The sequence below is a fragment of the Xanthomonas sp. NCPPB 1062 genome (assembly GCF_041481705.2).
GTDB classification, from domain to species: Bacteria; Pseudomonadota; Gammaproteobacteria; order Xanthomonadales; family Xanthomonadaceae; genus Xanthomonas; species Xanthomonas euvesicatoria.
Genome location: NZ_CM192987.1, coordinates 671,809 through 698,002, shown reverse-complemented (window position 1 = coordinate 698,002; position 26,194 = coordinate 671,809). Strand labels below are relative to the sequence as shown.

The window sequence follows — 26,194 nt, the reverse complement described above, 5'->3', positions numbered from 1 at the left end:
AGGACGGGCCGCAACGTGCGCACGCCAAGCCGCTGCCATCTGCGCATACGTGGCGGCTTGCTGGTTGCTGCGGCATTTCAAGCACTCCCACGGTTGGATGGCGATGGAATCCAGCGGAATTTCAGGCCAAACGCCCATGTTCCGAGGTGATGCGACTGTCATGATGACCAACGCACACGACAGCGCACGTGATCGACGCAAGCGGTCGCGTTCGTTATCGGCCCAGGCGGGCCACTCTTGAATCCGGATGACGGGAGATCGCAGCACATCGCCCGGACGCGCAGACGGCAGCCAGACCCGCATCGTCGCCTGGCTATCGCGCGATGCACATGACGCACGGCGACACGCAGTCCACCCCATCTGCTCGATCGCCTGCCATCGCGATGCGACGAGACGGCAACCCCACGCGCCGGTGGGTGAAGCTCCCCCGGCGCGGCCGCGTAAACTGCCGCACGGCAGCTGCCGCCCCTCGATCTTCCGGAAACGCCGTGATCTCACACCTGCCCCGCGCGCTCACCCTGCTCGCCATCGCCTTGCTGTCGGCCTGCGCCACACAGGCCCCGCGTGCCCCGCAACGCTCGCCCGATGCGGTCAAGGCCGATATCGCGCAGCGCCTGCCGGCAACATTGCCCGACCGCGCCGGCTGGGCCAACGATGTGTATGTGGCGCTGTCCTCGCAGGCGTTGGACACCAGCGCCGAGCACATCTGCGCAGTGCTGGCGGTGACCGAGCAGGAATCGACTTACCAGGCCAATCCGGTCGTGCCCAACCTGGGCAAGATCTCGCGTGCCGAGATCGACCGCCGCGCCAGCGCGCATCACATTCCCGGCTTCATGGTCGATGCCGCCCTGCGTCTGAGTTCGCCGGATGGGCGCAGCTATGCCACGCGCATCGCTGCCGCGCGTACCGAACAGGAACTGAGCCGCATCTTCGAAGACTTCACCGGCAGCGTGCCGCTGGGCGCGCGGCTGTTCGACGGATTCAACCCGGTGCATACCGCCGGGCCGATGCAGGTGAGCATCGCCTTCGCCGAGCAGCATGCGCAGCGCTACCCCTACCCGCCCGGCGATTCGATCCGCCACGAAGTCTTCAGCCGCCGTGGCGGGCTGTGGTTCGGTACCCAGCATCTGCTGGGCTATCCCGCCAACTACGACGCGCTGCTGTACCGCTTCGCCGATTTCAACGCCGGCTGGTACGCCAGCCGCAATGCCGCCTTCCAGGCAGCGCTGAGCAGGGCCAGCGGCATCGCGCTAGCCCTGGACGGCGACCTGCTCACGCCGGGCGCCAGCCTGGATGCGCCCGGCAGCACCGAGCGCGCCGCACGCAGCCTGGGCAGCCAGTTGGCGATGAGCGACCGCCAGCTCCGCCGCGCACTGGAGGCCGGCAACACCGCAGATTTCGCCGACTCCGACCTGTATCGCCAGGTGTTCGCGTTGGCAGAGCGCAGCGCCGGCAAGCCGCTGCCGCGTGCCGTGTTGCCCGGCATCACCCTGGAAAGCCCAAAGATCACCCGCACGCTCACCACCGCCTGGTTTGCGCAGCGGGTGAACGAACGCTGGAAGCGCTGCATGAGCAAGTAGACGAGCGGGCCACCGCGCTGCCGACGCTGCGCTCTGTCGCCTCATTCGGTGCTCAGGCGATTGGTCAACACATCGCCGACAACCGGGCCGTCTTCCACCTTGCCATCGCTGCCGCGTTGATACCTGATGCCGGCACGACACGCGGCAAGGTCCATCTCCCATACCCAGCCAACCAGGGCACGCCCTGTGCCTGGTGGCGAGCGTAGCGGCATGTTCATGCGCAGGCCATCGTCCTGGCCGCGGTCCAGCGTGCACATGACGGTGCCGGCGCCGTCGTCTTCAGCGTCCGGGTCGATCTCGTCCACGTAGGTGACGGTGGCGATGATCGCCTCGGCATTCACCTGTTGCTGCAACACGTGTGGAAGATCGGCAAGCGGTGGCGCGGCGCGCCCGCCGGATGGCTCCGGGACGAACGCATCGGTCAACCTCACCTTACGGAAGTAGTACTCGCTGCGTCCGAGTGTTTTCGAGCCCTCCATGGCCGTTGCCATGTCTGCCAGTTCGTCGGTGCGCAGCAGGAACATCTCCGTACCCGAGCGCATGACCAGCAGTTGTGCATCGTTGGCATCGCTACCGCTCGAATCGCGGCGCAAGCGGATGTCCAGGGTGAGGTAGCGATCGCCCATTTCGGTCTGCGTCACCTCAAAGCGCCCCGAATACGCACGCACATCGGTACGGGCATGGCTGCGATGATCGATCTTCCAGAACAGCAGGCGATATTGCCCGTCGGGTTCCAGTGACAGCATGCGATGCCAATCGATATAGGACGACAGGTACAGGCCGTGCAGGTCGCCGCTCGCCTGTGGTTGCTGGAAGATGCCCTCGAACACAGGGCGCTGCTCTGCAGGCAATGCATCGGCAATGGTCGCGGGCACGTCGGCCACGGGTGCGGGGGCATCGACAGCGTCGCGCAGCCGGCTGTGCAGCGCCAACGCATCGACCTTGTCGACCCGCAGCATCTGCATCGAGAGCAGCAGTTGGTCGATCTGGTAGACCTCGCCCGCAGCGAGTGGGCCGCACTCCTCGCGCGCGGCGGCAAGCCGGGCCGATGGAATCAGGGAATCGCAGAACGCCGCATCGCAGAGGGACTGGTTGAAGAAGTCCTCCAGGTTCCAGCTCAGATCGCCGGTGGCTTTGGAGACCGGATCCACATAGACCACGTCTTCGTCGGTGGCAGTGAGCTTGCGGTAGTACAGCAGTGCGCCGAAGGGCGTGAGCGCGATCGGAATACGCTGTACTGCGTCAGTTGGCGAGACGATCCAGCGATCCAGCACCGGCTGCCAGTGCCGGGGGTCGATCAGCGCCAATTGCATGCGTCCATAATGCCCCAGCCCTTTTTTACGCCATAGCTCGAGCAGACTGGCAGGCAGCACTGGCGCATATGCGGCAATCAGATCCATGGCGGCAGGCTGCGTCCTGACTGGCGGATGCGCCTTGAGGAAGGGGGACAGTGCCAAGCGGCGAAACCAGGACATCAGACGGCCTCCAGTCAACATTGCGTGCGTGCAACACCCCATATCGTGCCGCATGGCCATGCCGGGGCACGGGAGAAGCGTAGTTCATCGCGCAAGGGCACGTCGTCGGTGGCTGATCGCGCAGCGACGCACGTGCGGGCCGTGGGTGTCTTCGCCCACGATGGCGATGGCGATCGAGCCCGCGCCGCCACGCAGCGGTGATGCCGGGCCTGGGCAATCCGCTGGGCAACCGCTCGATTGCCGGCCCGCTTTCTCGGCCACGCGGCGTCCGTTGCGAGCCGGATGCGGCCCGCAACGGACGCCACCACGCGGGCACGACTTCTGGCAGAGGCACCCAGCCCACGTGGCGGGTAGCATCGGACGGTCGCGCCGACCGCATTGCGCGCTCCTTTCATCCCGGAGAATCTTCATGCCCACCACCCCGTTGCCGCTGCGGCACCTGTGCCTTGCCGTCGCCCTGGCCGCTCTGCCGGCACTTGCCGGCGCGCAAGCCCCTGCCGTCACCGAGGCCGACTACGCGCGCGCCGAACGGCTGATCAGCTATGCCGCACAGCCACTGGTGGACCACGCCCTCACCCGCATCGACTGGCTGGATGCCACGCACGTGGCGTATGTCGATCACGATGCCAAGGGCAACCGGTTGCTGCAGCTGGACACCAGCACCGGCAAGACCGCACCGCTCTTCAAACAGGCTGCGCTGGTTGCTTCGCTCAACAAGCTATTGAAGACCGGCGACAAGCCGCTCAAGGCCAACACCTTCGCACCGGTGGTCAAGGTCACCGCCGATGGTCGCTACCGCCTCAACGTGCGCGACACCGCCGTGGTCTGCGATGCGCGTGCGCGTTGCAGCAAGCTGTACGCCAAGGACAAACCGGAACCGGGCGTGCTGTCGCCGGACAAGCGCAGCGAAGCCTTCATACGCGACTGGAACCTGTGGATACGCGATCTTGCCAGCGGCCAGGAAACCCAGCTCACCCGCGATGGCGTGGAAAACTTCGGTTACGCCACCGATAACGCCGGCTGGCAGCACACGGACAATGCCATCTTGGCGTGGTCGCCGGACTCCCGCAAGATCGCCACCTTCCAGCAGGACCAGCGCAAGACCGGCGACATGTACCTGGTCAGCACCAAGCTGGGACATCCGGAACTGCGGGCGTGGAAATATCCGCTGGCCGGCGACAAGGACGTGACCATGATCGAGCGCGTCATCATCGACGTGCCCACCCGCAGCGTGCTGCGCCTGAAAACACCGCCGGATCAACATCGCTCCACGCTCTGCGACGACGTGAGTTGCTCGCCTGGCCTGTGGGACGACGTGAAGTGGGCACCGGACAGCAAGACGCTGGCATTCGCCTCCACCTCGCGCTTCCACAAGCAGACCTGGTTGCGTATCGCCGATGCCAGCACCGGCGCGGTGCGCACCGCCTTCGACGAAACCGTCAAGACCTATTACGAAAGCGGCCAGGTCGCCGCCAACTGGGCGTATCTGCCGGCCAGCAACGAGGCGGTGTGGTTCTCCGAACGCAGCGACTGGGGCCAGCTGTATCTCTACGATCTGGCCACCGGCAAACCCAAGCGCGCCATCACCACCGGCGAAGGCAACGTCACCGAATTGCTGCGCGTGGACCCGGTCACGCGCACCGCATGGTTTGTCGGCGTCGGCCGCAGCGCAGGCGTGGACCCGTACTACCAGCAGCTGTGGAAAGTCAGCCTGGATGGCGGCGATCCGGTGTTGCTCACGCCGGAACCGGCCAATCACAGCATCGCGCTGTCGCCCGACGGTGCACGTTTTGTCGACACCTATTCCACCTCGGTCACGCCGCCGGTCACGTTGCTGCGCGAAGCCGGCGACGGCCGCACCGTCAGCACGATCGCCACCGCCGATATCACCCGCCTCAAGGCGGCCGGCTGGGTACCGCCGGAACCCATCACAGTGAAGGCACGCGATGGCAAGACCACGTTGTACGGCTTGATGTTCAAACCCACCAACTTCGACCCGACGCGCAAGTACCCGGTCATCGATTACGTCTACCCCGGCCCGCAGACCGGCTCGGTGCGCGGGCGCAGCTTTCTCGCCGGCCATGGCGACAATCAATCGCTGGCCGAACTGGGCTTTATCGTCATTGCCATCGATGGCATGGGCACGCCGTGGCGCTCCAAGACCTTCCACGACACCTGGTACGCCGACATGGGCGACAACACCTTGCCCGATCAGGTCGCCGGCTTGAAGGAGCTGGGTCAACGTTATCCCTGGATCGATCTGGATCGCGTCGGCATCTGGGGCCATTCCGGCGGCGGCAACGCCTCGACCGGCGCGATGCTGCGTTATCCGGATTTCTTCAAGGTGGCCTGGTCGGAAAGCGGCAACCACGACAATCGCGGCTACGAAGACGATTGGGCCGAGAAGTATCACGGCGAGCACATCGTCAACACCGACGGCACCTCCAATTACGACGACCAGGCCAACGCCAATCACGCCAGCAAGCTCAAGGGCCGGCTGATGCTGGTGCACGGTACGCTGGACGACAACGTGCCGCCGTACCTCACCTTGCTGGTGGCCGATGCCTTGATCAAGGCCAACAAGAACTTCGACATGCTGATGCTGCCCAACGCCAAGCACGGCTACGGCGATCTCACCCCGTACGTCACCCGCCGTCGCTGGGATTACTTCGTGCAGTACCTGCTCGGTGCGACCCCGCCGGCGCAGTATCAGATGCAGCCGATGCCGGCCAATTGAGCGGCGTACAGGCGGTACGGTGGCCGCTGCTGCGCCATGTCCGCAGCTAACGCGTCATCGCGCCTAGGCGCCGCACCACATGTGTCATCCGGTTAGACCCGGATGACACGGCGGCCACTCGCTTGGCCGTACTGCCACCCAAGTGCTTCCTCAAAAACGCCAGCACGCGCGTGTCGTACCCGCGTCGATGCGGCTCGATGAAGAACCCGTAGCCCTCGTTGGGGAAGTACAGCGATTACGCGGGCATCCTTGAGTGCGCACTCCATCCGTTGGGTGTGTTCGACCGGCGCGCTCGTCCTTGCCACCGGCCATAAGAAGCACCGGCATCTTGATCGGATTGGCCGGTGTCAGCGGCGAACGTGCTGCCAGGGGGCTGCGCGCGCCGGGCGCGCAACGGTTCAGTGCGCAACAGGTTGCCGCTGGCCCAGCAAGCCGAGACGCCGGAACCACATCTCCAGCGGCACCGTCACCAGCGGCGGCAACGCCGCCAGCAGACTCAAGGCCCATACCCACCACGGCCAGCGCAGCCGCAGTGCGGCAATCACGCTGACCGCGACATAGAACAGGAACGCCGCGCCATGCAGGCGCCCGAATACCCAGACCACGAGCTCGGTGCTCTGCAGCCCATACTTCAGAAACATGCCGACCAACAATCCGGCCCAGGTCAGCCCTTCGAAAAATGCAGCCAACGCAAACAGACGGCCGATCGGCGACAACGCAGAAGACACACGCATACAACACTCCAGACGGACAGGGATTGCCGCGACGCGATGGCGGCGGCGACGCCCGCTGGCAAGGCCAGTCTACAGTCCAACCCAACGACACTGAGGTTAAATGGCCAGGCAAGCGCATGCGCCTTGCGACCGATGCGCGTGATACGTGCCCAGTGCCCACATGCGTTTGGCACCGCCGCCGCACATCCCGGCGATAATGCCGGCTCCGTCGTCCTCAAGCCTCGCACCATGCGCATCGCACTGCTGTTGTTCCTGCTGGTTGCCTTATTGCCCGCCACGGCGCTGGCGCTGAAGGTGCGCGATGGCGATCTGCTGTTCGTCACTGCGGCGCACACTGGCCTCAGCGGCGCCATCGACGATGCAACTGCCACCCAGGGGCAACCCAGCTTCGACCATGTCGCGCTGGTGGCGCATGCAGGCGACGTTGCGGTGGTGCTGCATGCCGACGAATACGGTTCGCGCGAGCAGCCACTGCAGGCATTCATCGATGAGGCCACCGCCAAGCAGCGGCAGATCTTCGTGTATCGGCTCACCCCCGAACATCGTCCTGCCATCCCCGATGCCATTGCCCAGGCATGGCGCATGCTTGGCAAGCCCTACAACGACACTTACGTGCAGGACGACAACCGCTATTACTGCTCGGATTTCATCGAGCGCGCCTTCCGCGCGCATCACGTGTTCGCCCTGCAACCGATGAACTTCAAGAACCTGCAGACCGGCAAGATTTCGCCATACTGGATCGATTTCTACCGCAGCAAGGGCATGCCTGTGCCGCAGGACATGCCGGGCACCAATCCGAACGATATGGCCACGACGGCGGCGTTGACCTCGATCGGTCGACTGAACTAAACGCCGCGTGCCGATGTCCCCAGACGATTCCAGGGTAACCCTGCAGGAGACTGCTTTGAAGAATGCGATGTTGGCAGGATTAGGGATCGCGCTGTTGGTCGGCTGCGGCAAGGCACCAGCGCCGACGCCGGCTAAAGCAGCAACGCCGCAGGCAGCGGTCGCAGTGCGCACGCCTGCCCATGCCCCGGGCAGCCAGCGTGGCGAGGGCCACCCTTATGAGCTGGCCGATACGCAGGTCTGGGACGTACCGGATCCAGTCTCGGGGCGTCGCTATCAGGTCTTCGTCGCCCTGCCACGCGCTTATGCGGAAAATCCGCAGCGGCGTTACCCGGTGCTGTATGCCACCGACGGCGACTACGCGTTTGCGCTGGTCAAACAGATCGCACGTCGCTTGAATGGCGAAGGCCCGGCCATCGAGGATTTCATCCTGGTTGGGCTGTCCTACGCCGTCGGCGAGGAACCCATGCCCAGCCGCAGGCGCGACTATACGCCGACGCCGGAAGACGGCCCTAACGCGGCGCCGGTGGCGACCCACGGCAAGAGCGCTGCCTATATCCGCTACCTGCGCGAGCAGGTCTTGCCGTTTGTGGCCAACCACTACCGAACCGACGAACAGCGGCGCCTGTATCTGGGGCATTCGTACGGCGGCCTGCTCGGCACGGACATCCTGCTCAGCAGCCCGGAGATGTTTTCTGGCTATATCCTCGGGAGCCCGTCGTACTGGTATGGCGAACATGCCATGGTGGCGCAGGAAACGACCTTTGCAGCCACGCATCGCGATCTGCCGGCGCAGGTGTACATGTACGTCGGCGAGTACGAGCAAGTGCGTTATCACCAGACCTACGACATGGTCATCGATACCCAGAACATGGCGCGTGCGTTGCGTGCGCGTGGCTATCCGTCGTTGCATCTCACGCTTGAGGTTCTCAACGATGAGGACCACCTGAGCATCGGGCCGCGCGGCATCACCCACGGCTTGAAGGTATTGCTCGGGAGCAAGGCTGCCGATCAGAGCGAGCGCTGACACAAGGCATGGCCTCGGGATATTGAAGTGCCCAAGGCAACGGCATGCACCGCAGCGGTCAGCCACGGACACCACCGGTTGCTGCGCCAGCGGTTTGCGCATGGCAGCGGCCGGCATGCGAGCACAACCGATGCGCAGCGTGCACAACATCTTGCCAACTCCCACACACGCCACGCCCTAGTCTGCGCAGATCGATAACAGCGTGCCACGCGCAGGCATTCCGCCTGCGATGGTCGAGCACATGCAGAGGTGCACATGGCTTTGATCCACTCCATCCTGATGGGCGCCGTCGCCGGCATGCGGTCGATGACGCCGCTGGCCGCCGTCGCCAATGCTGCACGCACCGGCAATCTCCCTGCCGACAATGGCGCGCCGGCATTGCTCGCCAACCCACTGGCATCGGCCGGCATGTTGGCATTGGCTGGCGGCGAGCTGGCCGGCGACAAGATGAAGACCGCGCCCGACCGCATCGTGCTGCCCGGCATGATTGCGCGCATCGCCACCGGTGTGATCGTCGGCACTGCATTGGCGCCGCGCGAACAACGCGGCATCGCCGCGCTGCTCGGTGCGACGACGGCCGTTGCCGCCGCCTATCTCACCTTCAATGCACGCATGCGCGCGATCGAGCGTTACGGCCAAACCAGCACCGGCGTGGTCGAAGACGCGATCACGGTAGGCGCGGCGACGCTGATCATGCGCGATGCGGCCAAGCGATAACGCATCTCCACGGATCCATGCATGATGCTTGAAGGCCTGCCACGGGTTGCGCAGGCCGTGCTCGCATAGCGCTCCGTCGCCGCTATCAACTCAGCAAATTATGCCTGTGACAGACCGCGTAACAGACCTTGCTCACGCCGGGCGATAGATCGCACACAGCTTGTTTCCATCAGGGTCGCGCACGTACGCCAACCACGTCGGCCCCATACTGCTCTCACGCAAACCGGGCGGTCTTTCGATGGAAATGCCGCCGGCAGCGACCGCGCTGTCATGAAAGTGCTGCACTTGTTCCGGCGAGTCGCACTTGAAGCCAACCGTTGCACCGTTACCCGGGCTGGCGGGTTCGTCGTTGATCGGCTCGCTCACACAAAAAGTGCTGCCTGCATGCCGGTAGAACAGGCGGGTGTGCCCGCTTGCTGCCTGATTGACGAACGGCGCAGGCGCACCGAAGACACCTCCTAGCAATGCATCGTAGAACGCTCGCGCACGCGCGATATCGTTCGTTCCTACCATGACATGATTGAGCATGACGTCGCCTGTTGATCGCGCGGGTGCGCAGCATACGCCACCTTACCCGCCGTGCCATGGCGACCATGCGAATCAGCCGCCACGCCCATGAGGCGCATCCAGATCCAGTAGCGGCCCCATCGGGACGATACCGGTGGGGTTGATGGTGTCGTGGCTCTGGTAGTAATGCCCCTTGATGTGCTGGAAGTTCACGGTGTCGGCAATCCCCGGCATCTGGTAGAGCTCGCGCAGGAATCCAGACAGCTGCGGGTAGTCGGCAATGCGCCGGAGATTGCATTTGAAGTGCCCCACGTACACCGCATCGAACCGCACCAGTGTGGTGAACAGGCGCCAGTCGGCTTCGGTGAGCCGGTCGCCGCAGAGATAGCGTTGTGCGCTCAGGCGCGCCTCCAGCCAGTCCAGGCTTTCGAACAACGGCACCACCGCTTCGTCATAGGCCGCCTGGGTGGTCGCAAAGCCCGCCTTGTAGACCCCGTTGTTGACGGTGTCATAGACACGCGCATTCACCGCATCGATCTGCTCGCGCAGCGGCTGCGGGTAGAAATCACCGTCTGCAGCGCCAATCGCGTCGAAGGCGCTATTGAACATGCGGATGATGTCTGCCGACTCGTTGCTGACCACGGTCTTGCGCTCGCGGTCCCACAACACCGGCACCGTGACCCGGCCCGAGTAATGCGGGTCGGCCTTGAGATACACCTCGTACAGATATTGCGCGTGACTCTCGGTGTCGCCGACCACGCCTGGCCCATCGGCGAAGGTCCAGCCGTTTTCGCGCATCAGCCAGTGCACGATGGACACGTCGATCATCGACTCCAGCCCTTTCAGGCGCCGGAAGATCAGCGTGCGGTGCGCCCATGGGCAGGCGAGCGACACATACAGGTGATAACGCCCCGAAGCCGCCTGGAACCCGCCCTGGCCATGCGGCCCGGCGCTGCCATCGCGCGTGACCCAATTGCGAAACTGCGACTGCGAGCGCTCGAACCGCCCCTCGCTCTTGCTGGTGTCATACCACCTGTCCTGCCATTTGCCATCGACCAACAGACCCATCGTGCTTTCTCCCGCCGCGACACTCACTGGCGACCGTAGCCCAGCGATGTTGCAGGCTGCGTGAGCAGCGCGATGGTGCGCGAGCGTGGCACGCGATCACCGTGGAAGAATGCAGGCAGGCGCATCACCCGGTGCGTGCGCCTGGCGGCAGGCAAGACGCACCTATCTTGCAATCACCGCCGTTCCCGATGGCACCATGTAGCACGCCTGCGCTTTCTTGCAGGCCTCGGCATTGAGCTCGGCGATCTGGCTGGCCAGGTACTGCTCCGGCGTCAGCCCCATGCGGTTGCGGTACGCGTTGTCGGCGTCGGCCTTGGCCTCTTGCTCCTGCTCGCGCTGCCGTTCTGCGGTGGTCGCCTCCACCAGGGTCTTGACCCGCTGTTGCTGCGCGGCAGTCAGATTCATCTGTTGCAACACATCCGGATTCGGACGTGCGCGGCCCAAGGTGATGTTCTGGATCTGGATCGGCAGGCCTTGCTCCTTGACCAAGGCACTGACGTTTTGCGTCACCGAATCGTCGATCTTTCTGGCGGTGTCCGGGTCGCTCATCATCTTAGTCATGTCGTAGCGCTTGACCTGGTCGCGCACGATGGACGCGTACTGGCTGGCCACGTTGTTCTTGAACCAATCCTGCCCAAACCTGGACAACAGCAGCGCCGGCGCAGTAATCCTGTATTGGATCTGGGTGGAGAAGTCCAACAGGATGTTGTCGCTGGAGGAAAAATCGTCGAATGCCACCTGCACGGTTTGCGGCGTCACATCCACATAGCTGGCCGACGTGGTCAGCCAGGTGTAAGTGCGCCCGGGATCGCGCACATCGTCCAGGCGGATGCCGCCCTTGCCGAAGAACAAGGGCTTATCCACCAACACGGCCTGCTGCCCCGGATCGGGCGACACAACGGTGCACGCACACAGCAAGCCGGCCAGCCCGATGGCCAGCATGGAAGTCTTCATCGATGTCCCCTTGAATGCCCCGGGCGCCAATTCGCGCCGGTGTGGCGGAAGATTACCCAAACATCCGGCCAGTCGCATCCTGCCCGCAGCTGGGGGACGTTCACCGACAGCTCGTCGCTCATGGAGCGCCCAAGGCCGCCAGCCGAGCGCGCGGCAACAGCCTGGCTGACCCGCTCAGCCGCCCGTATTGGCGCCAGCCACCCACAATCGGCGAAAATGTCCGCCTGCCGACATCCCGCCCAGCGGCCAAGCGCAGCGGCGCCCTGCCCGCCTGCTCCTGTCATCGTCTTCGCCTGCTGGCTGCCGGCCATCGTGCCTGCGTTGCCAGCCGCCCATTCCGGATCTGCCTTGAACACCAACGCCCCACCCGTGCCCAACGACGAGCTGCCCCTGACCGACCGCCTGCGCGCGGCCCTGGACGTGCTGGAGGCCATCGACGCCGACCGCAGCGTACTGGACACCCTGCCCGAAGCCGACCGCGTGCGGCTGCATCAAGTGGTTGCCAAGGTCTATCACCCCGAGCCGAAGGCGCGGCGGCAGTTGCTCAAGCAGCGAGAGCGAGAGCGCCACCAGGAAAAGGTGCGCAAGGCCGAAGCGTTGCTGGAACAACGCGGTATCCGCGCACTACGACGCAAACCGGTGTTCAGCACGCCAAACTATTTCCCGCCGCATGCCGCCGGCCTGCACGACGCCCACAACGGCGAAAACGCCACTGCCGCGGCGGAGCCCACGCATTCGCCCGAGCTGCGCCATTGCTATGTCTGCAAGCAGAAGTTCACCGAGCTGCATCATTTCTACGACCAGATGTGCCCCACCTGTGCGGAGGTGAACTTCTTCAAGCGCACCGAAACCGCCGACCTGCGCGGGCGCGTCGCCCTGCTGACCGGCGGGCGCGTCAAGATCGGCTACCAGGCGGGGTTGAAGTTGCTGCGCGCCGGGGCAGAGTTGATCGTCACCACGCGCTTCCCGCGCGATTCGGCCGCGCGCTATGCGCAGGAACCGGACTTCGCGCAGTGGGGTCATCGCCTGCAGGTGTTCGGCTTGGACCTGCGCCATACCCCCAGCGTGGAAGCGTTCTGCAATGAACTGCTGGCCACGCGCGAGCGGCTGGATTTCATCATCAACAACGCCTGCCAGACCGTGCGTCGCCCGCCGCAGTTCTACGCCCACATGATGGCCGGCGAAACCGCCGCATTGCACGAGCTGCCGGAGACCGTGCGGAATCTTGTCGGTCATTACGAAGGCCTGCGCACCCCGGAGTTGCTCCGCGATGCCTCGGCCACCGCGTTACCCGCGGTGCATGGCCGTGGGCTCGACAGCGCCGACGGCCTCACCCGTGCCGCCGAACTCTCGCAGATCGCGTTGCTGGACGACGAGCTGGTAGGCCAGCAGCATCTGTTTCCTGATGGGCGACTGGATCAGGACCTGCAGCAGGTCGATCTGCGCGGCCGCAATTCCTGGCGCCTGCTGATGGCCGAAGTGCCGTCGGTGGAGCTGTTGGAAACGCAGCTGGTCAACGCCATCGCGCCCTTCATCATCAATGCGCGTCTCAAGCCGCTGATGCTGCGCACGCCCGAACGCGACAAGCACATCGTCAATGTCTCGGCGATGGAAGGCCAGTTCTATCGCAACTTCAAGACCACGCGCCACCCGCACACCAACATGGCCAAGGCCGCGTTGAACATGATGACGCGCACCTCGGCGGCCGATTACCAGAACGACGGCATCCATATGAACAGTGTGGACACCGGCTGGGTCACCGACGAAGACCCGGCAGAGATCGCCGCGCTCAAGGTGCAGCAAGAACGTTTCCACCCACCGCTGGATATCGTCGACGGCGCCGCGCGTATCGTCGACCCGATCATCCACGGCTTCAACACCGGCGAACATGTGTGGGGGCAGTTCTTGAAGGATTACGCGCCGACCGATTGGTGAGGCGCGATGACGGGGCCTGGCGATCCATACCGGCATGCGCATTCCTCACCACCAGCAAAAACGGTGTTCGGTTGACGCTGTCGGGCATCCGGCGCTGTTGGCGCGATGCGCAGTGACACAGACTGCAAGTGCGTGCAAGAAACGCGTCGACCATATCGTCAGCATATCCGTGCAGAGGCGGCAGACAGCATCAACGACTCGTCGTCCATCTAGCCACGTCTGTCGTCAGGGATGCCATTCCTGCTTTTTTGCCCGCGTGCTGCAATCACGCAGGCCAACGTCTCGTCATTGGCCTGCATCATCGCTGGCCACATCCTGAGCTGATGCAACGCGAGAGATTATTTGCAGTCTTTGGAGACGGGCGCCACATCGACAGGAGTTACCTGTCCATCAACGGCAACCCGTTTGACCGCCAAGGTGCAGACCGAGTTGCGAAAGTCCAGGTCCAACGCAACCTCGTAATCGGCACCCGCCTCCGGAACAAAGGTGGATGCCAGCAACGGCCCGCATGTCCAACCGCTTTTGAAGCCCGGCGTGCTGGTCCAATGCGCCGGCGAACTGGCACCGGCTTCCACCACCACCGGCTTGCCGGCTTCGATCGCATATTCCTTGTAGAACGGCTTGGAACCGATCATCTTGCGCTCGTGCAGGTTGCGCGTGTTCTGGGTCTCCGGAATGCCGATCGCCTGGTTCTTCACCGACCCCATCAGCGAGCCGAACGCGCTCCCCAACGAACCGGACGCACGCACCTTCTCGCCATACGTGGCGGTACACACAGCGTCCTTGTACAACACGATTCCCACGCCGTTCTGACCAAACATCCGGATGCGCGCACCCGTGCCATCGATCTGCGCAGGCGCTTGTTCGGCAGCCAGTACGGGGGCGACACACGCAGCCGCCAAGGACACAACGAGCAATCGAATCATCACGTTCAACACAGCCTCCACAGTTCCATCGAACCTTCTGGTGAGCGTGGATTAACGGCAGGTTGCGTGAAGTCTTGAACTCCGGTGCAAGTGCCACGCCCAAAGTGAGGCACATATCACCGAAGGCATCACATCTGCCTGGCCGAGCGATGCGCTTTTGCCCGCGATGTGGCCGCAACGCTCTGCATCCTTCGACACAGAAACCGGCCATGTTCGCACCGTCTCCAGACAGCCCTCGCTGTTGAGCGGCAGCTGACGATGTAAAGCGGGGACAGAGGTGTTCCGAACAGCCGGGCGCGCCTGCATTGGCATCTACGCAAGAAGGAAGAAGCTTCCTTCCAGTGGCAGAGCAGATGAACCCGCGCCTTGTGCAGTTTTTGCCGCGCGGTGCTTGGCCGACTCACGCTGCAATCGTCCCGGCAGGCGTCGCGGGCTCTGCGCTATCGCCGATCCGCATCCTTGATGGCTTGCGCGCGCGCAAGCGTGTTGGTCAAGGCCAAAACCTCCGGCAATTCGTGCCGAAAGGCATCTACCTGCCCGGCTGGCACGACACCTTCGAAGTTTGACTGGTCGAAGATGGGGCGGCCTTCCATGTAGAACCCATCGCGGCCCTGCACGACGAAGTGGAAGCACGATTGCCACCGCGGATCAGGGCGCGCCGACAACTCCACACTGACTTCACTGTGCGCGCGCCCGGTGTCGCCCGAGGTGACGGTTACGGTGCGCGCCGTGATCTGGTTCCCGATATTCATGCAGGCAATGATCGGCGCTAGGTCGTCGCCGCGCTGTGATCCACGAGGCTGCGGATTCTTTCAAGAGCACGCAACCACGCACCCTTCACGTCATCACGACACACCGTTGAAGACGCGATTTCCAGCAGGTAAAGCCAATGCCTGTTAGCGGCCTTGCACAGAGCTAGCGACAACTCACATGGGCACCAGAGGCGGACTTAAGTGCACTCGCAAAATGCTGCAGGCCGGCGAAGTCGTTGATCGGTTGTCGCGAGCCGCTACGATGGTGCGTATTGTCGCGGCCCCCAGCAAGGACGTTGCCCATGTCACAGCACGCGATCGAGGACGTGATCGAACGCGCCATCCACCTGGTCGATCGCAGTACGCAAAACGCCGCGCACCAGGCCGCGCTCATCCACGCCTTGCTCCACCTGCAGGCACGCTACGACACCGGCCTGACCTGGCTGCGCATGCATGAGGTGCTGCTGCGCCACGACGTGCTGGTGCGCACGCCGCTGGAGGCCATCGACGATGCGGCGCTGCGCGCCCAAGCGAGGGCTGCCGAGACATCGTGCTGGTTGGAGAGCGATCATGGCACGGGCTATCTACACCTGGAAGAAAACGCATCCGTGCTCTACCAGCAAACGGGAACCGGCCACGCCATGCCGGTTTCCGCCTTGTTCCGTGCCGTGCTGACGCTTGCCGATCAGGCCAACGATGGCGAGTTGTTCACCAACTTCTATGGCCTGCTGGTCAACGGCTGGCTCGACGCCACATTCACCGCCGAGGACGGCCTGGCGTCGTCGCTGGACGGTCTTGTCGCCTGCGACGACCTGCAGGCGATCGGTGGCATCGCCGCGCGGCGTGGACTCAAGCGCCGGCGCGGCGTGTCGGAAGATCTCGCGCTGCCTCACCTCAGCGAGAGCCAGGAGCCTGGCGAGATCGAGCAAAACGCCGGCTTGCGCTTCTTCTTGCAGCCCAAGCGCACGCCCACTGCCTTGCTGGCCGCACGCAACAGGACCCGGCGCCAGCTCGCACGCGTGCAGGAACTGATCCCGATGCTGGTGGAGCAGCGCCTGAGCGCCGCGCTGCAGCAGGCAGGTTGGTCGCCGGTTGCCGCGCCACCTGAGCATCCATGGTGTTGGACCCGCGACCGCGACGGCAGCCGCCAGTGTCTGTGGGCCACCCACGACGCGACGTGTGGGGAGTTGATTGTCCAGGCAGGCCTGCAGCACGCCCGGCTGCTGGACTGGCAGCAACGTTCGGCAACCACCCAACTGCACGACCTGCACATATACGATCGTGCCGCACCGCTGCTCGGCGAGCATGTGCTCAACCCCAAGGACATCGGCACGTATGGCGGCTTAAGACTGGACCCGGCTCACAGCGATGCGCAGCTAGGCAACGCCTTCGACCGTCTGGCCGCTGCCCTCCCTGCCCTGGACGTGTACTACTTCGATGTGATCGCGCAGCAGTTGTCCGGGCCATCCTTCGATCGCGACCTCGAGATGGTCATGCGCATGATGGAGGAAGGCCACAGCACCGGGGCAATCGCCCAGGATGTGCTGCTTGCCAGTCCCGAAAGCACATTACTGGCGTTTGTGTTCCACCATCTGGAACATGGGGACGACGTCGGTGCGGCAGCGGTGGTTGAGCGCGTGCGCGCACGCCATGCCGCGCGCACACGACAAAATGCCTGGCATCGCGCGTATCTGAGCCCATTCCTGCAGCAATGGGACCGGGGGCGGCGCGATATGCCGATGCCACCAGTGCAGCACGTCCTCCTGCTCAATCACCTGCGCGCATGTGAATCCGTCTGAACATGGTCGCCGCCATGGCCGCGCTGGCACCGTTCGAATCGGTGACCTCGGCCATGGCTCAGCCCTCCTGCGTCGCCTTTTGAAACTCGATACGCCCGTGATCGCCCGAATATTTTCTCTTGACCAGGATGCGGTCGGCCGGTGTGATGCAGCTATTTTCCAGCGAATTGGCTACATGGGCTTCATCAACGAAGAACTCTTCGTAAGGCAACGGCAGTACGGATGTCTCACCGCCCTGATCGAACGTGAGCAACAAACTGTCCTCGCGCTCGAAGCACAGCCGACTCCAGGCAACATCGGCCAGTTTCCCGGCTTCGACAACAGCCGATTCCTTACCTGCAAGCAGTGCCGCAACATTCTGCGAAAACTGCTTTTTTGAAATCGGGGGCTTGGTCATGCCGCATCCTGCAAGCGTGGCAACGGCAACGGCGGCCGCGAACGAAAGGTAACGACGGAAGATGGCCAATGGCATGGGGGCGCGGCTCCTTGCTGCGGGCTGGTAGACAGGTGGACCAGGATCAAGCGCTGCACGGCGCTCCATCAGCGCGCAGCCTGGCCCCACCTGGTGCATTGCGGCTACGGTCGCATCTTGCCGCTGAGCCGGATCAACAGGACAGTCTCAGCGCATCCACCACTCAGCCGGTAGCGAGGGCGGTGGCAAACGGGTCGTCGCCGGCATCTTCGTTCCAGACGTGCTCCGCGATGCTGGCGACTTCCTTGGCAGCGTCGTGGCCGAAGATCTTCGCAATGAGCGCCAGCGCCATGTCCGTTCCAGCGGACACGCCTGAGGACGTGAATAGATGTCCATCCTCCACCCAGCGCGCACGCTTCACCCACTCCGCCTTCGGGCCCTGCGACGTCACCCAGGCGAAGGCGCGCTTGTTGGTGGTGGCGCGCCGCCCATCCAGCAGGCCGGCGCGCGCAAGCAATGCGGCGCCAGTACAGATGCTGGCCACATGCGGGGCCGTGTGCGCCAGGCGCGCAATGCCAGCAACCAACGCGGCGTTGTCCACCTCGCGGCGCGTGCCCATGCCGCCCGGCACCATCAGGATGTCGACTGGGGGCGCCGAATCCAGCGCGTATTCCACCGCAACCGTTGGGCCGGCGCTACTGGCGACTGCGCCGACACGTTCGCCGAGCATCACGATCCTCACCTTGCCTTCCAGATTGCCGAACATATCCAGCGGCCCGAACACATCCAGCAGTTGGAAGCCCTCGAACACCAACATGCCTAGCGTCAGTTGCGCTGTAGCTGAGGCCACCTTGTCGCGCCGCGCGCTTGCCGGACGCGCATCGTTGGCCGTTGCGCCGGCGCAGATCATCGCAGCGCTGCCCAGCAGTGCGGTGCGTAGCACCAGACGGCGCGAATGGTTGGCATGGGTCTGCTCCCGTTCGATAGACATGGCAGTTCCTCTGTATGAGACCAACAGTGTGTTGGCGTCGCGCATGGATGAGCCCGCACTGCAGCGCGAGCGATTGCGGTGGTGCGCAGGCCACTGTATGCACCGCTGCGCAGTGCGGTGTGAGGACGCCCCGCATCAGCGTGGCGGCCGCCAGGCATGCTCCACGCGCATGCGTTGACGCGCGCAAGGCCTACTTCAACGGTCGCCTCTCCAGGCAGCGCCGCAGGACAGGCAAACAAGGCTCCGGATGATCGCCACAACCGGCTGCTTGCTGCGCTATCTCTCGCCCGGCCTCACCAAGCGCCTGGGTGCCGCCCCGAACATGCGCTTGAATGCATGGCTGAACGCGCTCGGCGACTGGTAACCGACCGTGAGCGACCCAACGCTGCGGCAAACCCTGCAGGCGCAGTCCGAGGCAAGCGGCCTGCCTGCCAAGGCCATCGCGCACGCCATCGCCGATGCGATCGATCAGCCAGAGGATGTCGAGGTCGGCAGCCTGGTGATTCGCCCTACGTCGCAAGCGTAGTGGGCGTCAATCCATTTACGCGCTGGCATGTCATTTTTTAGCAGCGCTTGAGGGTTTGAAGGCCAACCGGGCGCACTCAGCGCTGTAAGCATGCTCAGAGTCCCCGCCCTATGCGTGCACATGTGTCGGCTGGGATCTGCTGTAGCTGGGCAGCAGGACGCAATGCAACATCTCGTTAACCCCTACCAGCCGAATTTCTTGATTTCCCAGGAATCGATTCTAACGAAGACGGAATTTGCGCACCGTTACCCGCAAATGTGGCGCCAGTGACACATACGATTCCTAGACAAAAACTGCCATGCCAATGGCTGATCCCCAGATGCCGAAATTCGCTTGATCGGATGTGGGCGAACGGTCGCAGTGGTCCACGCTGACACTGAAGCAAAAGCATATCGGCCCGGCAAGCCGCGCCGTTGATCAATAAGTAGACAGAGTGCTGGAATGGCGGACTAGCCCCTGCACGTGGAGCTAATCCGCCAGATGACTACTTAACGAGATTTGTTACGAACCTTACAGTTCCGTTTTCTTCTACGACGGCGCCCAGCGGGCCGTTGCCATTATTGGCACCAGCACCGGTGCTGCTAAATTCAATCGGTACGTCCATCGCCCCAAGGGTTGCCTCAATGGCTTGAATCTTTGAGACGCTTGAGCGAGAGCTACTATCGCCTCCATGGATTGCTGCTTTAGCGGCATACCCCTGCGAACGAAGACTCTCAATATAGCTTTTAATTTCCCACTGCGCTCTGCGATTTTCGGGCATAACATGGAACACCCGCGCCTTGCCTGCATTCTGGGAGGGTTTTTCTCCCCCGACCGCAACCCCAACGCAAAGGTCCATCCCGTCAGTCATGCAGAGAACCCCAGGCTTAGAGGTCCCGGTTGAAGCTGTTACAGCAGGCTGGGTCGAGTAGCCAACGCCCTTGATCGGCTTATTTCGGTTCAATGCGAACTCCCGACCTGCTCCGGAGGATCTCTTTATCCGTGTAGATGCCAGGCGCACGGGAAACGCTTCTTCATGACTGCGATCCTTGAGCGGAGCGCTAGGATGGCTTCGCTCGGCCTGGTTCTGGCTGGCAGACAGTTGCTCAAACTGAGGGAAATTAGTTGGGTTATATGAGTAACGATTGATACTACTTGTCATGGAAATTACCTCTATCGATCCACAGAGAAATTCTTACAAAATACGCACTCGCCAGTGGACGTGGCCGCGAACTTATCTGCAATAATCCGAAAAACGCCGCAGATTAAACGAGCGAGTTAAAACAGATGAGACAATCGAACCACCCGAATCTCTTACCCTAGGACACCCACGCAGACGACATGTACTTGGTCTGCCCAGCACACCTTCAAACCTACCCGGTGACCCAGATCGTGCGTGGCATTTTGGTGATGCCGGTGATCATCAGCCAAGAAGATCCACAACGATCCCCACCCTGCTGGATGACGCGCATCAGGTACGGAAAGGTCCGGACGCAGCTGACGCGACGTCGCCAACATCTCGCATTCAAGAAGAAATTATCGTGACGGAAGCGAAGCAGGCACGCTATTGCACAGCGTCGCACGGGCTTGCATGAGTCGCTCGCTTAATTACTTCCCTGCCGTTTAAGCGACGCCCCCCCGATTTTGAGTAGCACCTCAGTTTGGAGTCCAATTCCCTAACTCGAGGAGATTGGACGTGAAGAAGCGTTTTTCTGAAGAACAGATCATCGGCTTCCTGCGCGAAGCTGATGCCGGTGTGGCGATCAAGGACCTGTGCCGGCGGCATGGCTTCAGCGAGGCTTCCTATTATCTGTGGCGCAGCAAGTTCGGCGGGATGAGCGTGCCCGATGCCAAGCGGCTCAAGGACCTTGAGTCCGAGAACGCGCGGCTGAAGAAGTTGCTGGCCGAGCAGCTGTTCGAGAACGACCTGATCAAGGATGCACTGCGAAAAAAGTGGTGAGCGCACCGGCGCGTCGCATGCTGGTGCGCGAGTGGATCGGGCGTGGTGCCAGCGAGCGTCGTGCGTTGGCAGTGATCGGCATGAGCGCCAGTGCGCTGCGATATTGCCCGCGCGAAGATCGCAACGTCGAACTGCGCGAACGCATCTGTGCGTTGGCGCATCGCCATCGCCGTTATGGTGTGGGGATGATCTATCTCAAATTACGACAGGAAGGACGCATCGTGAACTACAAGCGTGTGGAGCGGTTGTACCGCGAGCAGCAGCTGCAGGTCCGGCGCCGCAAGCGCAAAAAGGTGCTGATAGGAGAGCGTCAGCCGCTGCTGCGGCCATCGCAGGCCAATCAGGTGTGGTCGATGGATTTCGTGTTCGACCGCAGCGCCGAAGGCCGAGTGATCAAGTGTCTGGTGATCGTGGACGATGCAACCCACGAAGCGATCGCCATCGAGGTGGAGCGCGCAATCTCGGGCCATGGCGTGACACGCGTGCTGGATCGGCTGGCGCACAGTCGCGGCTTGCCACAGGTGATCCGCACAGATAACGGCAAGGAGTTTTGCGGCAAAGCGATGGTGGCCTGGGCACATGCGCGTGGCGTGCAGTTACGGCTGATCCAGCCTGGCAAGCCAAACCAGAACGCCTACGTCGAATCGTTCAATGGCCGGCTGCGCGACGAATGCCTCAACGAGCACTGGTTCCCAACCCTGCTGCATGCGCGTACCGAGATCGAACGCTGGCGACGCGAATACAACGAGGAGCGACCCAAGAAGGCCATTGGCGGCATGACGCCATCTGCGTATGCCCAACAGCTGGCCAACACCGATATCATCAACCCCGGACTCTAAACCCGGCCGCTACTCAGAGCGGGGGGACGTCGACCCCACGATGGCAGGCGTCATGGAAAGTAGCGATGTAGTACCGAGCGTGCCCTTGACCTTCAAGGCATTAGAAGAACGCCTGCGCGCGCTACCAGAGTTTCCGGCCGACACTGCCAGCCCAAGCCGCCTCGTGCGCGGCGCCGCCATCGTTATGGCATTAGGAATCGCCCTGACCCTCATTGCTTCGTTCCTAAGCTTTACCAATGTTCCTCCCCAGTTGCTCAAGAAGGCAGCAACGGCTGGCTTCTGGGTTGCGCTGGTAGCGCCAGGCATCCTGATGCTAATTAGCATCTATGGGATTGTGAGTGATCTACGTCGATGGACAGTAGATCAAGCAATGCGCACTGATCATCAGCTAGAGCAATTTATGCAGGAGGTGAGTTGGCTGAAAAGGTATCCAGCAGCAACCCTGCAAATAATGCTGGACCACGCTCGCTACAGCCATACACGCCGTGCGGGCCGCATTGCGCTATTGGCTGGAAGCATCGACAAGCTAGGCCTTCTGCCGGTTGCGGCATCGCTCTTCCTGGTTCTGCGCGCTGGTGGCAATCCTCTGGCGATGTCTCCATTGACAGCACTGGTGGGTATTTTCCTGTTGTTCTTCTGGATGATCTGCTGGGTTGCCACGTCGGCCAGGGGTAAACTGCAGACCTATGAATACTTGCTCGACATGGCGCTAAAGGGCAAAGAGAAAGGCGCAGCAGCAGCTGACGCATAAGATTGGGGCCAGGCTAGGTCAGGTCAGCCCGCCACTGTAACTTCATAGCTCCGCTATCTCTTGGGGCGCATACTTGCAACCGAACTACGCATGGATGACCATCTGTGTGATTGCGTTGGAGCTGTCAGTCATGCAAACGAATCCTCACGCCAACCTTAGCTCTTTAGCATTGCTAGCAGCTGCTAGTCTCTTCTTCATATCAGGGTGCTCTGCCATGCAGCAAGACTCACGGCCCGGTTTTAATACTCAGCAGTCTGCCGCGAAAGCAAGGCAGCAGCTTCAAGCCGCCAACCCGGTAGGCTCGCCCATTATGGCCGCGCAGAAAAACCTTGAGGATCTAGGATTTCACTGCCAAGCGTTGAGCTCTCCTGGCGCAGGTTACAAAGCGTCAATAATGTGCACGCTTTCCCCTGCCGTGAAAGAGGCGCAGCCATCGGTGACAGCGCCAGCTGTGCCGGTTACCTGGATGGTGGGCTTTCATTCTGCTGACGGGATCTACTTGAGCAAACTGGTAGTGAATCGAGCACCGCAAGATATTGAGGAATAAGTCATGGATGAGCAGAGGAAGGCGACAATTTTGGTGGGGGCAAGCGAGGTTGCTGGTGACCGCCGCCATCTTTACCTGCTCTTTCAGAAATCGGATGGCAGCCAGACCGTAGTACGTGGAGGACCCGACACTAGAGCCGAGGGAAATGACTTGGCGAACTTTGCCGAGAGCACAGTTCTTGGCTCGGAGAAATTTGGGCACATTCGAGTTGAAACAGCCCCTTACATTGCCCCTTATGAAATTGGGTACCGGCTCAAACAAAACGGCAACTACGAGCCAGTGCCTTTGAACCAGTTGGATCCCTCCGAGCCGGCTCTTGCGAGGGATGCCAAGGGCAACATCGTGAAAGCGACAGTCACCGCACCAGACTGGCCCGCACCGGGCGAACGCCACGAGCGCATCGTTGCCTGGAGCGGTTCTGACCAGGAATTATCCACAAAACTTGAGTCTGCCCTGAAGGCTGGGGATCAGATCAATCACGCACAACTGGAATATTCCCCGCTGCACAACAACAGCAACGGCGTTGTCAGCAACTTGCTGAAAGCCAGCGGCGTTCAACCTGTTCTGCCGAAGAACGCACAAGGTGAGACAGTCAACGCCCCGGATTTTGGGGAAGACCTTTATCAAGACGTCGGCGCGGCATCGGTACGCAGCGGATACAGGTTTGACGGCAAGCAGTGGTTCGATGCGGACGATCGTAGAATCGCGCCTCCTACGAGTGGGCAGCCATTGATACCACAGGATCCGGCCGCGCCGTCGCGTGGATCATCCGATGGTTTCAAGCTCAGCGCGCAGGCTCCATCGCCTAGCGATCCCATGTTTGCTCAAATCCAGGATGGCGTACATCGGATCGATCATTCGCTGAATCGTGCTCCCGATGCGGCAAGTGACCGTATGACCTGGAGCCTGTATGCCCTTGCCAAAGAGCAGGGACTGGAACGTGTAGACAGCGTAGTGCTTGGCCAAGCAGGCACCCGGGCAGCCGCCGGCGAGTACGTTTTCCTGGTCCAGGGAGATCCTTCCACCTCCGTGTACCACCGTGAGCAAATGCGCACGGCAGATGCGGTGGAGAGTTCGGTTGAGCAAAGCCAAGCGCGCGTGCAGTCTGCCGAACAGACACGTGCACTCGCGATGAGTGCTGAAACTCAGGAACAGAGTCAAAAGCAAGATGCACCAAGGTTGCAAGTCTGATTGACCTGGGTCATAGCAGCCTTTCGACCAGCCAAGCAGAGACAACACGTAAGTATTCAAACACTTTGCAAGTAGCTCGCTTCCGGCGTTTGAGGTTAGCTTTGGCTTACCGAGATGGCAGGTGCTAACGTTTCTAGACGGATCCCAGACCTTGGCATGAACTTAGATATGAAAATTAGGCTCATTTTTGGGACAGCATTACTTTCGCTATCAATCTCGACTGCTTCTGCAGAAGTAAGTCTGCGATCTGATTATAGGAAGAGTGATGTGCAGCCGGTCAAAGTTGCAAAGGTGGGATCCAACTCGCTCCAAATCACCTATCGCATGCCGGCGGAAAGCCAATTTTATTCTCCCGGCGTTGATTTTTTAAGTCACCGCGGCGTCTCGCGCATTGCCATCCGCAGATGTGGCATTAGTGCTAGGTGCGACGCCATGGCGAAAGCTGTCATCCCACCAGCCGAGCTTTGGATGCCGAAAGTCACCGTTCCCTATGCGGGCGAAGAGGTATTGGTGGTTTACGTGGATACAGAAGAAAAATTTGCACCTTAGTTTTAAGTCTGTTCTAGCGGGTCAGGTCAACCTGACCGCGTTAGTCTTAGCAATAAAATTCGTGACTGCAACATTCAGTCGGTCATGCAGCTACCTATCTCACTATTCACTCAAGCCGCCAGCGTTTTTTTCTGCACGGCCCAATGGGAGCGTTCACTCCATGGAAATCCTCTACTCGGGTACGGACAAGATACTTTGCGATTCGCTCACTTTGATGCTCACTGAATCTCGAATCGATCACGAGACTAGCAAGCGCTTGTACAGAGTGCAGATAAATGACGCCGATGAAGTGCATCAGGTTTTAGTTCATTGCAATGATTGGGACAGTGCAGCCCGACAGCTCGACATGCTTACCAGGAGGACGCAACACAACGAGGCACCCGCGTCAGTGAGTCCTGGATCGCGTCGCCAGTACGCTGCAGTGCTCATGATTGCTCTTGGAATCTCTGCCGGCCTTGCCGCTACAAAGCTACTACATAGCGCCCCCAACCCTTGCCTATTCTTACCGCAGCCCCATGCTCCCGCCCGATAGACGACTGGTAGGTATGTCGTCGACGCCGGCAACGCAGCGATCAAGGTATCGGGCGCTAACGGGGTCAGGTTCACTTCCTACGCAAATTTCAGGCTACAGCCTCAACTTTCGACAGGGCTTCCTCGCTATCAGCACCAATGCCTGGCTGCGAGTCTTGTGCCATGGCCAGACTTCCACGCATCGACCTTCCCGGCATCCCGCAGCACATCGTGCAGCGCGGAAACAACCGCTTGCCGTGCTTTCTGGATGATGGCGATCGATTGCGCTATCTGCACCTGATGCATGAGGCCCTGCACGCCACAGGCTGCCAGCTGCACGCTTACGTCTTGATGGACAACCATGTGCACTTGCTAGTCACGCCACCTGCAGCGGGACGCATCGGACAACTGATGCAACGGCTTGGGCGAAACTACGTCGCATTGTTCAATGGCCGCCACGGGCGCACGGGCACGCTGTGGGAAGGCCGGTACAAGGCATGTCTTGTGGACAGTGCGGACTACGTCCTTCGCTGCTATCGCTACATTGAGCTCAATCCGGTGCGTGCTCGCCTGACCGACAACCCGGCGACGTATCGCTGGTCCAGTTGCCCAGCCAACCTAGGCCAACGCAAGCACTCCGTGCTGACACCACATCCCTGTTGGCTTGCGCTTGGCAGCGACCCGATCCAGCGATCCAACGCGTACCGTGCTCTGCTCAATGAAGCCCTCTCCGACGAACTGCTCGCCAACATTCGTCTTCATCTACAGCAGCAGCGAGCCCTGGGCCACGACGCCTTCCGCACAATGGTCGAAGCCAAGACCCACCGCTTTGCCGGCGTCAGGCCCGCTCATCGGCCACGCAAACCGAACACCGCCGAGTGA

General features: G+C 61.9%; 23 protein-coding genes and 4 pseudogenes. 15 read left to right on the top strand and 12 right to left on the bottom strand.

What is annotated here, in order from left to right:
* The first annotated feature begins 488 nt into the window (after positions 1-488).
* On the top strand, positions 489-1,580 hold the full coding sequence (locus ACCQ16_RS03030; protein WP_011346271.1) for a DUF1615 domain-containing protein: 1,092 nt from the start codon (positions 489-491) through the stop codon (positions 1,578-1,580).
* Between the two features lie 41 nt (positions 1,581-1,621).
* On the opposite strand, the gene ACCQ16_RS03025 is transcribed toward ACCQ16_RS03030, so the two are convergent.
* Positions 1,622-3,055 carry a GAD-like domain-containing protein gene (locus ACCQ16_RS03025; RefSeq protein WP_372380206.1) on the bottom strand — a complete coding sequence of 478 codons (1,434 nt, stop codon included), beginning with the start codon at positions 3,053-3,055 and terminating at the stop codon, positions 1,622-1,624.
* Positions 3,056-3,464: 409 nt separating this feature from the next.
* Here ACCQ16_RS03025 and ACCQ16_RS03020 point away from each other — a divergent pair, with 409 nt between their 5' ends.
* Positions 3,465-5,792 (top strand): S9 family peptidase, encoded by a 2,328-nt coding sequence (locus ACCQ16_RS03020; protein ID WP_372380205.1) that lies wholly within the window; start codon positions 3,465-3,467, stop codon positions 5,790-5,792.
* A gap of 46 nt (positions 5,793-5,838) precedes the next feature.
* On the opposite strand, the pseudogene ACCQ16_RS03015 reads toward ACCQ16_RS03020, so the two are convergent.
* Both ACCQ16_RS03015 and ACCQ16_RS03010 read right to left on the bottom strand, forming a co-directional pair.
* Positions 5,839-6,143: pseudogene (locus ACCQ16_RS03015) on the bottom strand (alpha/beta hydrolase family protein).
* A 47-nt stretch (positions 6,144-6,190) separates the two neighbouring features.
* Positions 6,191-6,526, bottom strand: a complete 336-nt coding sequence (locus ACCQ16_RS03010) for a DUF3817 domain-containing protein (RefSeq protein ID WP_277573305.1) — start codon at positions 6,524-6,526, stop codon at positions 6,191-6,193.
* A 228-nt stretch (positions 6,527-6,754) separates the two neighbouring features.
* Here ACCQ16_RS03010 and ACCQ16_RS03005 point away from each other — a divergent pair, with 228 nt between their 5' ends.
* The 3 genes from ACCQ16_RS03005 (at position 6,755) to ACCQ16_RS02995 (ending at position 9,116) form a co-directional block, all read left to right on the top strand.
* Positions 6,755-7,375 carry a YiiX/YebB-like N1pC/P60 family cysteine hydrolase gene (locus ACCQ16_RS03005; protein ID WP_071117406.1) on the top strand — a complete coding sequence of 207 codons (621 nt, stop codon included), beginning with the start codon at positions 6,755-6,757 and terminating at the stop codon, positions 7,373-7,375.
* 85 nt (positions 7,376-7,460) lie between these two features.
* Positions 7,461-8,399, top strand: a complete 939-nt coding sequence (locus ACCQ16_RS03000; protein WP_122273593.1) for an alpha/beta hydrolase — start codon at positions 7,461-7,463, stop codon at positions 8,397-8,399.
* A gap of 255 nt (positions 8,400-8,654) precedes the next feature.
* Complete coding sequence (locus ACCQ16_RS02995; protein ID WP_169306476.1) at positions 8,655-9,116, top strand: DUF4126 family protein; 462 nt, start codon at positions 8,655-8,657, stop codon at positions 9,114-9,116.
* A gap of 132 nt (positions 9,117-9,248) precedes the next feature.
* Here the strand turns inward: ACCQ16_RS02995 and ACCQ16_RS02990 are convergent, their stop codons facing one another.
* From ACCQ16_RS02990 to ACCQ16_RS02980, 3 genes are all read right to left on the bottom strand, one after another.
* Entirely contained in the window at positions 9,249-9,644 is a 396-nt protein-coding gene (locus ACCQ16_RS02990) for a VOC family protein (protein WP_011346265.1), read from the bottom strand.
* A 72-nt stretch (positions 9,645-9,716) separates the two neighbouring features.
* On the bottom strand, positions 9,717-10,691 hold the full coding sequence (locus ACCQ16_RS02985; RefSeq protein ID WP_277573304.1) for a glutathione S-transferase family protein: 975 nt from the start codon (positions 10,689-10,691) through the stop codon (positions 9,717-9,719).
* A 162-nt stretch (positions 10,692-10,853) separates the two neighbouring features.
* Positions 10,854-11,633: an SPFH domain-containing protein gene (locus ACCQ16_RS02980; protein ID WP_014089266.1), complete on the bottom strand. Its 780-nt coding sequence runs from the start codon at positions 11,631-11,633 to the stop codon at positions 10,854-10,856.
* Positions 11,634-11,993: 360 nt separating this feature from the next.
* Here ACCQ16_RS02980 and ACCQ16_RS02975 point away from each other — a divergent pair, with 360 nt between their 5' ends.
* Positions 11,994-13,580: an SDR family NAD(P)-dependent oxidoreductase gene (locus ACCQ16_RS02975; RefSeq protein ID WP_218554296.1), complete on the top strand. Its 1,587-nt coding sequence runs from the start codon at positions 11,994-11,996 to the stop codon at positions 13,578-13,580.
* A 338-nt stretch (positions 13,581-13,918) separates the two neighbouring features.
* Here the strand turns inward: ACCQ16_RS02975 and ACCQ16_RS02970 are convergent, their stop codons facing one another.
* Both ACCQ16_RS02970 and ACCQ16_RS02965 read right to left on the bottom strand, forming a co-directional pair.
* Complete coding sequence (locus ACCQ16_RS02970) at positions 13,919-14,506, bottom strand: hypothetical protein (RefSeq protein WP_175393189.1); 588 nt, start codon at positions 14,504-14,506, stop codon at positions 13,919-13,921.
* A 440-nt stretch (positions 14,507-14,946) separates the two neighbouring features.
* A complete protein-coding gene (locus ACCQ16_RS02965) occupies positions 14,947-15,258 on the bottom strand; it encodes a hypothetical protein (protein WP_218499573.1) in 312 nt (103 codons plus the stop codon).
* A 302-nt stretch (positions 15,259-15,560) separates the two neighbouring features.
* On the opposite strand from ACCQ16_RS02965, the pseudogene ACCQ16_RS02960 reads away from it, so the two are divergent.
* Both ACCQ16_RS02960 and ACCQ16_RS02955 read left to right on the top strand, forming a co-directional pair.
* A pseudogene (locus tag ACCQ16_RS02960) lies at positions 15,561-16,670 on the top strand (hypothetical protein); the annotation flags it as partial.
* A gap of 42 nt (positions 16,671-16,712) precedes the next feature.
* On the top strand, positions 16,713-17,057 hold the full coding sequence (locus ACCQ16_RS02955; protein ID WP_372380343.1) for a hypothetical protein: 345 nt from the start codon (positions 16,713-16,715) through the stop codon (positions 17,055-17,057).
* Between the two features lie 58 nt (positions 17,058-17,115).
* On the opposite strand, the gene ACCQ16_RS02950 is transcribed toward ACCQ16_RS02955, so the two are convergent.
* The 3 genes and pseudogenes from ACCQ16_RS02950 to ACCQ16_RS02940 form a co-directional block, all read right to left on the bottom strand.
* Positions 17,116-17,529: a hypothetical protein gene (locus tag ACCQ16_RS02950; protein ID WP_209261639.1), complete on the bottom strand. Its 414-nt coding sequence runs from the start codon at positions 17,527-17,529 to the stop codon at positions 17,116-17,118.
* A 163-nt stretch (positions 17,530-17,692) separates the two neighbouring features.
* Entirely contained in the window at positions 17,693-18,235 is a 543-nt protein-coding gene (locus ACCQ16_RS02945) for a DJ-1/PfpI family protein (RefSeq protein ID WP_372380342.1), read from the bottom strand.
* Between the two features lie 6 nt (positions 18,236-18,241).
* A pseudogene (locus ACCQ16_RS02940) lies at positions 18,242-18,460 on the bottom strand (DJ-1/PfpI family protein); the annotation flags it as partial.
* A gap of 367 nt (positions 18,461-18,827) precedes the next feature.
* On the opposite strand from ACCQ16_RS02940, the pseudogene ACCQ16_RS02935 reads away from it, so the two are divergent.
* A pseudogene (locus tag ACCQ16_RS02935) lies at positions 18,828-18,986 on the top strand (oxidoreductase); the annotation flags it as partial.
* Between the two features lie 484 nt (positions 18,987-19,470).
* Here the strand turns inward: ACCQ16_RS02935 and xopAF are convergent.
* Positions 19,471-20,127: a XopAF/AvrXv3 family type III secretion system effector gene (gene xopAF / locus ACCQ16_RS02930; RefSeq protein ID WP_083347870.1), complete on the bottom strand. Its 657-nt coding sequence runs from the start codon at positions 20,125-20,127 to the stop codon at positions 19,471-19,473.
* A gap of 534 nt (positions 20,128-20,661) precedes the next feature.
* On the opposite strand from xopAF, the gene ACCQ16_RS02925 reads away from it, so the two are divergent.
* The 6 genes from ACCQ16_RS02925 to ACCQ16_RS02900 all read left to right on the top strand — a co-directional run bounded on the left by ACCQ16_RS02925 (position 20,662) and on the right by ACCQ16_RS02900 (position 26,194).
* Positions 20,662-21,764 (top strand): IS3 family transposase gene (locus ACCQ16_RS02925; RefSeq protein WP_094030629.1). Its coding sequence is split into 2 segments (ribosomal slippage): positions 20,662-20,920 and positions 20,920-21,764, totalling 1,104 coding nucleotides; the frame shifts between segments, so codons are not numbered across the junction.
* Between the two features lie 52 nt (positions 21,765-21,816).
* Positions 21,817-22,515, top strand: coding sequence for a hypothetical protein (locus ACCQ16_RS02920; protein WP_372380204.1), 699 nt, complete (start codon positions 21,817-21,819; stop codon positions 22,513-22,515).
* Between the two features lie 130 nt (positions 22,516-22,645).
* Complete coding sequence (locus ACCQ16_RS02915; protein WP_108702759.1) at positions 22,646-23,062, top strand: hypothetical protein; 417 nt, start codon at positions 22,646-22,648, stop codon at positions 23,060-23,062.
* Positions 23,063-23,065: 3 nt separating this feature from the next.
* Entirely contained in the window at positions 23,066-24,253 is a 1,188-nt protein-coding gene (locus tag ACCQ16_RS02910) for an XVIPCD domain-containing protein (RefSeq protein ID WP_372380203.1), read from the top strand.
* Between the two features lie 156 nt (positions 24,254-24,409).
* The gene (locus ACCQ16_RS02905; protein ID WP_372380202.1) at positions 24,410-24,802 is read left to right on the top strand and encodes a hypothetical protein; all 393 of its coding nucleotides are present in this window, start codon (positions 24,410-24,412) and stop codon (positions 24,800-24,802) included.
* A gap of 693 nt (positions 24,803-25,495) precedes the next feature.
* Positions 25,496-26,194: a transposase gene (locus ACCQ16_RS02900; RefSeq protein ID WP_372380201.1), complete on the top strand. Its 699-nt coding sequence runs from the start codon at positions 25,496-25,498 to the stop codon at positions 26,192-26,194.

Excerpts from the sequence above, each read along its gene's own strand:
- ACCQ16_RS02965 (WP_218499573.1), bottom strand. The coding sequence starts at position 15,258 with ATGAATATCGGGAACCAGATCACGGCGCGCACCGTAACCGTCACCTCG.
- ACCQ16_RS02985 (WP_277573304.1), bottom strand. The coding sequence starts at position 10,691 with ATGGGTCTGTTGGTCGATGGCAAATGGCAGGACAGGTGGTATGACACC.
- ACCQ16_RS02900 (WP_372380201.1), top strand. The coding sequence starts at position 25,496 with ATGGCCAGACTTCCACGCATCGACCTTCCCGGCATCCCGCAGCACATC.
- ACCQ16_RS02915 (WP_108702759.1), top strand. The coding sequence starts at position 22,646 with ATGCAAACGAATCCTCACGCCAACCTTAGCTCTTTAGCATTGCTAGCA.
- ACCQ16_RS02905 (WP_372380202.1), top strand. The coding sequence starts at position 24,410 with ATGAACTTAGATATGAAAATTAGGCTCATTTTTGGGACAGCATTACTT.
- ACCQ16_RS03020 (WP_372380205.1), top strand. The coding sequence starts at position 3,465 with ATGCCCACCACCCCGTTGCCGCTGCGGCACCTGTGCCTTGCCGTCGCC.
- ACCQ16_RS02990 (WP_011346265.1), bottom strand. The coding sequence starts at position 9,644 with ATGCTCAATCATGTCATGGTAGGAACGAACGATATCGCGCGTGCGCGA.
- ACCQ16_RS03025 (WP_372380206.1), bottom strand. The coding sequence starts at position 3,055 with ATGTCCTGGTTTCGCCGCTTGGCACTGTCCCCCTTCCTCAAGGCGCAT.
- ACCQ16_RS02920 (WP_372380204.1), top strand. The coding sequence starts at position 21,817 with ATGGAAAGTAGCGATGTAGTACCGAGCGTGCCCTTGACCTTCAAGGCA.
- ACCQ16_RS02970 (WP_175393189.1), bottom strand. The coding sequence starts at position 14,506 with ATGATTCGATTGCTCGTTGTGTCCTTGGCGGCTGCGTGTGTCGCCCCC.
- ACCQ16_RS03010 (WP_277573305.1), bottom strand. The coding sequence starts at position 6,526 with ATGCGTGTGTCTTCTGCGTTGTCGCCGATCGGCCGTCTGTTTGCGTTG.
- ACCQ16_RS03005 (WP_071117406.1), top strand. The coding sequence starts at position 6,755 with ATGCGCATCGCACTGCTGTTGTTCCTGCTGGTTGCCTTATTGCCCGCC.
- ACCQ16_RS02910 (WP_372380203.1), top strand. The coding sequence starts at position 23,066 with ATGGATGAGCAGAGGAAGGCGACAATTTTGGTGGGGGCAAGCGAGGTT.
- xopAF (WP_083347870.1), bottom strand. The coding sequence starts at position 20,127 with ATGACAAGTAGTATCAATCGTTACTCATATAACCCAACTAATTTCCCT.
- ACCQ16_RS02995 (WP_169306476.1), top strand. The coding sequence starts at position 8,655 with ATGGCTTTGATCCACTCCATCCTGATGGGCGCCGTCGCCGGCATGCGG.
- ACCQ16_RS02980 (WP_014089266.1), bottom strand. The coding sequence starts at position 11,633 with ATGCTGGCCATCGGGCTGGCCGGCTTGCTGTGTGCGTGCACCGTTGTG.
- ACCQ16_RS02945 (WP_372380342.1), bottom strand. The coding sequence starts at position 18,235 with ATGTTCGGCAATCTGGAAGGCAAGGTGAGGATCGTGATGCTCGGCGAA.
- ACCQ16_RS02950 (WP_209261639.1), bottom strand. The coding sequence starts at position 17,529 with ATGCCATTGGCCATCTTCCGTCGTTACCTTTCGTTCGCGGCCGCCGTT.